Raw genomic sequence first — 5418 nt, forward strand, 5'->3', positions numbered from 1 at the left:
ACCTCACGATCACGCGCGAGCTCCGACTTGACCTCGACGAGGTGAGCGAAGCGCCCCGTCGACTCGCGCCGCTCATCGACCCGAACCTGCACAGCTGCGGAACGGTCGCACCCCACGACTTCGCCGAGTTGCGGCATCCGGAGCCCGGCTTCTTCACGGTCGGCATGAAGTCCTACGGTCGCGCCCCCACCTTCCTGCTCGCCACGGGCTACGAGCAGGTGCGGTCGGTCGCGGCGTGGCTCGCCGGCGACCTCGCCGCCGCGCGGGCCGTCGTGCTCGACCTGCCGGCGACCGGAGTGTGCTCGACCGACCGGGCCGATGCGGGAGGATGTTGCGCGTGACCGAGATCCGACCGCTCGTCGCGGCCGACTGGCCGGCCGTCGAGCAGATCTTCGCGGCCGGCATCGCGGGCGGCGACGCCACGTTCGAGACGGCGACGCCGGACTGGGCGACCTTCGATCACGCACGCCTCGCCGCACCCCGACTCGTCGCGACCCTCGACGACGAGGTCGTGGGGTGGGTGGCGGCATCCGCCGTCTCGGCTCGTCCCGTCTACCGCGGGGTCATCGAGCATTCGATCTACGTCTCCCCCGCCCACCGGGGGCGCGGGATCGGTCGCACCCTGCTCGCACGCTTCCTCGACGCGACGGATGCCGCGGGCTACTGGACCGTGCAGTCGGCCATCTTCCCCGAGAACGCCGCGAGCCTGCGCCTGCACGAGGCCGCCGGCTTCCGCGTCGTCGGCCGCCGCGAGCGCATCGCACGATCGACCCTTGGACCGCGCGCCGGCACGTGGCGCGACACCTTACTCATCGAGCGGCGATCAGCGATCGCCGGAACAGGAGCCGACTCATGACCACCCCCACCGTGCTGTTCGTGTGCGTGCACAACGCCGGCCGCTCGCAGATGGCCGCCGGATACCTTGAATCCATCGCGGGCGATCGGGTCGACGTGCGCTCGGCGGGGTCCGAGCCGCGGGAGACGATCAACCCGGTCGCCGTCGAGGCGATGGCCGAGCTCGGCATCGACCTCGGCGCCCGCCAGCCGAAGCTGCTGACGACCGACGCCGTGCGCGAGGCCGATGTGGTCATCACGATGGGGTGCGGCGACGCCTGCCCGATCTTCCCCGGCAAGCGCTACGAGGACTGGGAGCTCACCGACCCCGCCGGCCAGCCGATCGAGGTCGTGCGGCAGGTGCGCGACGAGATCCGGGCACGCGTGGACGCGCTGGTCGCCGAGCTCGACGGGCGCGCCGCGGCATCCGACTGAGTCGCCCTCTGCGCGCACCCCGAGCGCGCGCAGACCGCTAATCTGGTGCCACCCGACGGGAGGACCCGACCTTGTCGACTGCACACGACGTCACGCGCCGCCAGACGATCGCCGACTACGAGCTGCTCGAGGATCCGCCCGAGTCCGACCTGCAGGGTCTGGTGCAGCTGGCCGCCACCATCTGCGGCGTGCCGACGGCGGTCATCAACATCATCGACGATCGCTTTCAGCATCAGATCGCCGCGGTCGGGTTCACGGCGGCCGTCTGCTCGCGGGATGACTCGATGTGCGCGGTGGTGCTCGAGCAGCCCGGCCGGGTGATCGTTCCCGATGCCCGTCTCGACGACCGCTTCGCCGCGAATCCGTTCGTCACCGGTGTGATCGGCAACGTGCGCTTCTACGCGTCGAGCCCGCTGATCACGCCCTCGGGCATCGCGATCGGCACGCTCTGCATCTTCGACGAGGAGGTCGGTGAGCTGTCTGCAGAGCATGCGGCGACCCTCGACATCCTCGCCCACCAGGTGGTGGACGTGCTCGAGCTGCGGCGCGTCACGCGCGAGCTGCAGACCTCGAACCACGAGCTCGAGCAGTTCGCTGGCCGCATCAGTCACGACCTGCGCAACCCGCTCATGGCGCTGTCCGGGTTCATCGAGCTCGCCGCCGACAGCCCCGAGCTCTCGGATGCCCCGCAGGCGAGCCGGGCGCTCGCGCGGGCTGAGGCCGCCGCCGACCGCATGTCGACGATGATCAGCGACCTGCTCGACTTCGCCCGCGTGGGCGGCGAGGTGCCGCGCGTCGCCGCCGTCGACGTCGAGGACGTCATGGCCGCGGTCATCGACGACCTCGACACCCCGCTCGCGCAGACGGGCGCCACGATCGAGGTCGACGCTCCGGCGCCGGTCGTCGCCGACCCGACGCTGCTGAGAGGCCTGCTGCAGAACCTCGTCGCGAACGCGGTGAAGTTCAGTGCGACGACGTCCGACGCGCCGCACATCATCGTGCGGGTCGAGCCGCTCCCCGACGGGTCTCGCATCACCGTCGACGACAACGGGCCGGGCATCCCCGAGCCCCAGCGCGAGAAGGTGTTCGGACTCATGGAGCGCGGTGACCAGACGGATGTCGCGGGCCTCGGCATCGGCCTGTCGACCTGCCGTCGCATCGTCGAAGGACACCACGGCCGCATCGGCATCGCGGAATCGCCAGCAGGCGGCGCGAGTGTCTGGGTGGTGCTGCCGCACGCGGCGTGACGCGGCATCCGATTACGCTGAGCGGCGATGTCTCGACGCACCCTGACCCTGTGGGGATGGTTCCTCGCCGCCCACGCCCTCGTGATCGTGCTCGGCTGGACGCTGCCGAGCCAGCCGATGGGCGACGTCTACAACGTCTACGAACCGTGGTCGTCGCAGGCGCTCACCGGCGGCCCGATCGTCGGGGTGACCGAGCCGTGGGTGTACCCGCAGCTCGCCCTCGTGCCGATGATCGCCGCGTGGGCGTTCGCGTGGATCGCGGGCTATACGTTCGGCTGGGCGGTGCTCATCACGCTGCTGAACGGGCTCGTGTTCGCCCTGATCGTGCACGGCGGCAAGGCCCCCTGGCGCGCCCGCGCGGCGCTGACCTGGCTGGCGTTCATCGCCTGCCTCGGCCCGGTCGGCATGTTCCGCATCGACGCGGTGACGGTGCCGCTCGCGATCATCGCGCTGCTGCTCGCATTCCGCGTGCCGACCGTGTCGTCTGCCCTGCTGACCGCGGGCGCCTGGATCAAGATCTGGCCGGCCGCCCTCGTCGGCGCGCTCGTGGTGGCCCGGCGCGGCACGCGGGTGCGCGTCGTGGGGGCGGCGCTCGGCGTGACCGTCGTCGTGATCGCGACGCTGTTCGCGTTGGGAGGAGCGGGCAACGTGTTCGGCTTCCTGTCGTCGCAGTTCGGGCGCGGGCTGCAGGTCGAATCGACCGCGGCGACGCCGTTCACCTGGCTCGCCGCACTGCACGTCGACGGCTTCCACGTCGCCTACAACGCCGACATCATCACGTTCGAGGTGACCGGCCCCGGCGTGACCGTCGTGGCGGCACTGCTCACGCCGCTGCTCGCCATCGCCGCCCTCGCCGTGCTCGCCCTCGGCGCGTGGAAGAGCGCGCGCGGCGCGCATCTCGTGCAGCTGCTGCCGCCGCTCGCCCTCGCGCTCGTGCTGGTACTCATCGTCACCAACAAGGTCGGCTCGCCGCAGTTCCTCGACTGGATCATCGCGCCGTTCGTGCTGTGGGCCGCGGTGGACGGGACCACGCTGCGCTCGGGGCTGCGACTCGGCGGTGCGGCACTGCTGCTCACCCAGCTCATCTACCCGATCATCTACGACCTGATCTGGTCGGCCCACCCGCTCGGCATCCTCGTGCTGAGCGTGCGCAACGTGCTGCTGGTGACGCTGCTCGTCTGGAGCGTGCGACGGGTGGTGCGGGTGCCGGTGCGGGTGACATCGTACGCCGCATCGACCGTGTGACGCGGCGGGCGGAACACCCAACCTGCCGCGCGCAGATCGTGCGGACCCGCTAACGGGAAGTCACCATCACCCTTTCACCCCGACCAAGCGCGAAGCGGGAAGCGTCATCGAGGTGCCCGGCGCACGAACTCCGCACGCGTACGAACAGTGCCGCAGCTGCGTGCGCGTGAGCTCGGCTCGCGGCTGAAGCGGACGAGCGAGCGATGGGCATTCACACGGGAGTCGGCCCGATTATCAGACGTCACGCTGTGGGACGAAGCGGCGGCGACGGAGCCTCGGCCCGATGGCCAGAATGACTCCTCCGCCCACCGCGCCAACCGCAAACGGGATGTAGCTGTAATCGGATGCAAAGACCGGATTGGCGGCGAGAATTCCGGTCGACAGCGCGGATCCGAGGCCGAACGCGGCCGCGATGGCGACGGCGACGACGTCCGATCTGATAACGCCCAGGAATGTGCTGATGAGAAATCCGACGGATGAAATCGCCGCCCACAACACCATCGGAACTGGAATGAGCAGCCCCAGCGTCAGAAACCACGACCAGCACACCATCCAGCCACAACAGGAGGCGAAGAACAACGCCCACGCCCCCTTGTGCCGAAACGCAGAGAAACTCAGGCCTGCCGCAATGACCGCGACGGCAAAGCCGGCTCCCTGCACCGAGATGTAGGTCCAGAATCCCCGAGTGCTCATGTAATCAATTCCCAGGGCAGAAATGATCAGCATGCCGCCGAACATCATCAACGATGGGGAGAGAAGCTTCACCTCATGCACAGTCTGAGCCTAGAGATTGATGTTCACGTGCGCCGTGCATACGGGAACATTCAAAGGGGCCTGCGGGCGAACAGAACACCCTCGTGCGTGGAGATAACTGCTGACGGACTGTCACCGATCCGTTCCCCCGCCCGAACGCGGTGGGAGGTCACTTAAGACCTAACCCGGGCTAAGCGTCAAGGATCTCGTCAAGAACTCGCTTCATACCCGGGGGCTGAAAGTTCGCCTCTGCCATCCGATCCAGAACGATGTTCACGAAGGCCTCGTACTTGACCTTAACGTGATCCCTGACGTACCGCTTCAGCACGTTACGACCGGGAAAATCAGCGATCCATGCGTCTGTAGAGCACGCCTCAGTTAGTCTCGCCCGCTCTTCCTCCAAGAGGGTCTGGATCTTGACGGTGTTGTGCGCCGCGCTCAGCTCGGACAACCGTGTCGCACTCGCTTGTAGCGACGCGGAGAGCTCCTGTGCCGCGGACGCTGAGTCTGCAGCAGAGCCCACCCTGAGAGAACTCACTGCTTGATCGTTTAACCCAACCCGGATGAGCTGGATGGCGATGTCATCGACGATCTGCAACGCACACTCCCGGAGAGCTTCCTCAGTGCGCACGTCTGATTCGAGCGGATCTTTTCCGGTAAGCGCGCGAGTGGCCTCGCGCACGAATCGTGGCTCGAGAAGGAAGTTCTCGAGGTGGTACCGATCCCATTGCTTGATGTGGAGCTGCTCCGATGCAGCGTCGCGGTCGCGATCTGTGATGCCGAAGAATCGATTGTGAGCTCCAAGTTGGTCGGCCGAGGACGCCAGTACGTTGTACAGACCTCTGAGCCGCCCCCTTCATTCGGTCCGGACGTTCTGTGAGTCGTCGGTTTCCATTTGATGGGT

6 protein-coding genes and 1 pseudogene are annotated in these 5418 nt (G+C 67.9%); 5 read left to right on the forward strand and 2 right to left on the reverse strand.

Annotation, left to right across the window (positions count from 1 at the left end; translation table 11 throughout):
* The 5 genes and pseudogenes from ASG00_RS18190 to ASG00_RS11085 all read left to right on the forward strand — a co-directional run.
* Window positions 1-341: pseudogene (locus ASG00_RS18190) on the forward strand (flavoprotein); the annotation flags it as partial.
* Window positions 329-856, forward strand: a complete 528-nt coding sequence (locus ASG00_RS11070; RefSeq protein WP_056209532.1) for a GNAT family N-acetyltransferase — start codon at window positions 329-331, stop codon at window positions 854-856. The pseudogene ASG00_RS18190 and the gene ASG00_RS11070, both read left to right, overlap by 13 nt.
* A complete protein-coding gene (locus ASG00_RS11075; protein WP_056209535.1) occupies window positions 853-1269 on the forward strand; it encodes an arsenate reductase ArsC in 417 nt (138 codons plus the stop codon). Before ASG00_RS11070 ends, ASG00_RS11075 begins: the two co-directional genes overlap by 4 nt.
* A 71-nt stretch (window positions 1270-1340) precedes the next feature.
* Entirely contained in the window at window positions 1341-2516 is a 1176-nt protein-coding gene (locus ASG00_RS11080; RefSeq protein WP_056209539.1) for a sensor histidine kinase, read from the forward strand.
* A gap of 27 nt (window positions 2517-2543) precedes the next feature.
* Complete coding sequence (locus tag ASG00_RS11085; RefSeq protein ID WP_156454795.1) at window positions 2544-3761, forward strand: DUF2029 domain-containing protein; 1218 nt, start codon at window positions 2544-2546, stop codon at window positions 3759-3761.
* A gap of 234 nt (window positions 3762-3995) precedes the next feature.
* On the opposite strand, the gene ASG00_RS11090 is transcribed toward ASG00_RS11085, so the two are convergent.
* Both ASG00_RS11090 and ASG00_RS11095 read right to left on the reverse strand, forming a co-directional pair.
* Window positions 3996-4535 carry a hypothetical protein gene (locus ASG00_RS11090; protein ID WP_056209541.1) on the reverse strand — a complete coding sequence of 180 codons (540 nt, stop codon included), beginning with the start codon at window positions 4533-4535 and terminating at the stop codon, window positions 3996-3998.
* Between the two features lie 169 nt (window positions 4536-4704).
* The gene (locus ASG00_RS11095; protein ID WP_056209544.1) at window positions 4705-5145 is read right to left on the reverse strand and encodes a hypothetical protein; all 441 of its coding nucleotides are present in this window, start codon (window positions 5143-5145) and stop codon (window positions 4705-4707) included.
* Window positions 5146-5418 lie beyond the last annotated feature (273 nt).

Source organism: Microbacterium sp. Leaf351 (genome assembly GCF_001423825.1).
Taxonomy (GTDB): domain Bacteria; phylum Actinomycetota; class Actinomycetes; order Actinomycetales; family Microbacteriaceae; genus Microbacterium; species Microbacterium ginsengisoli.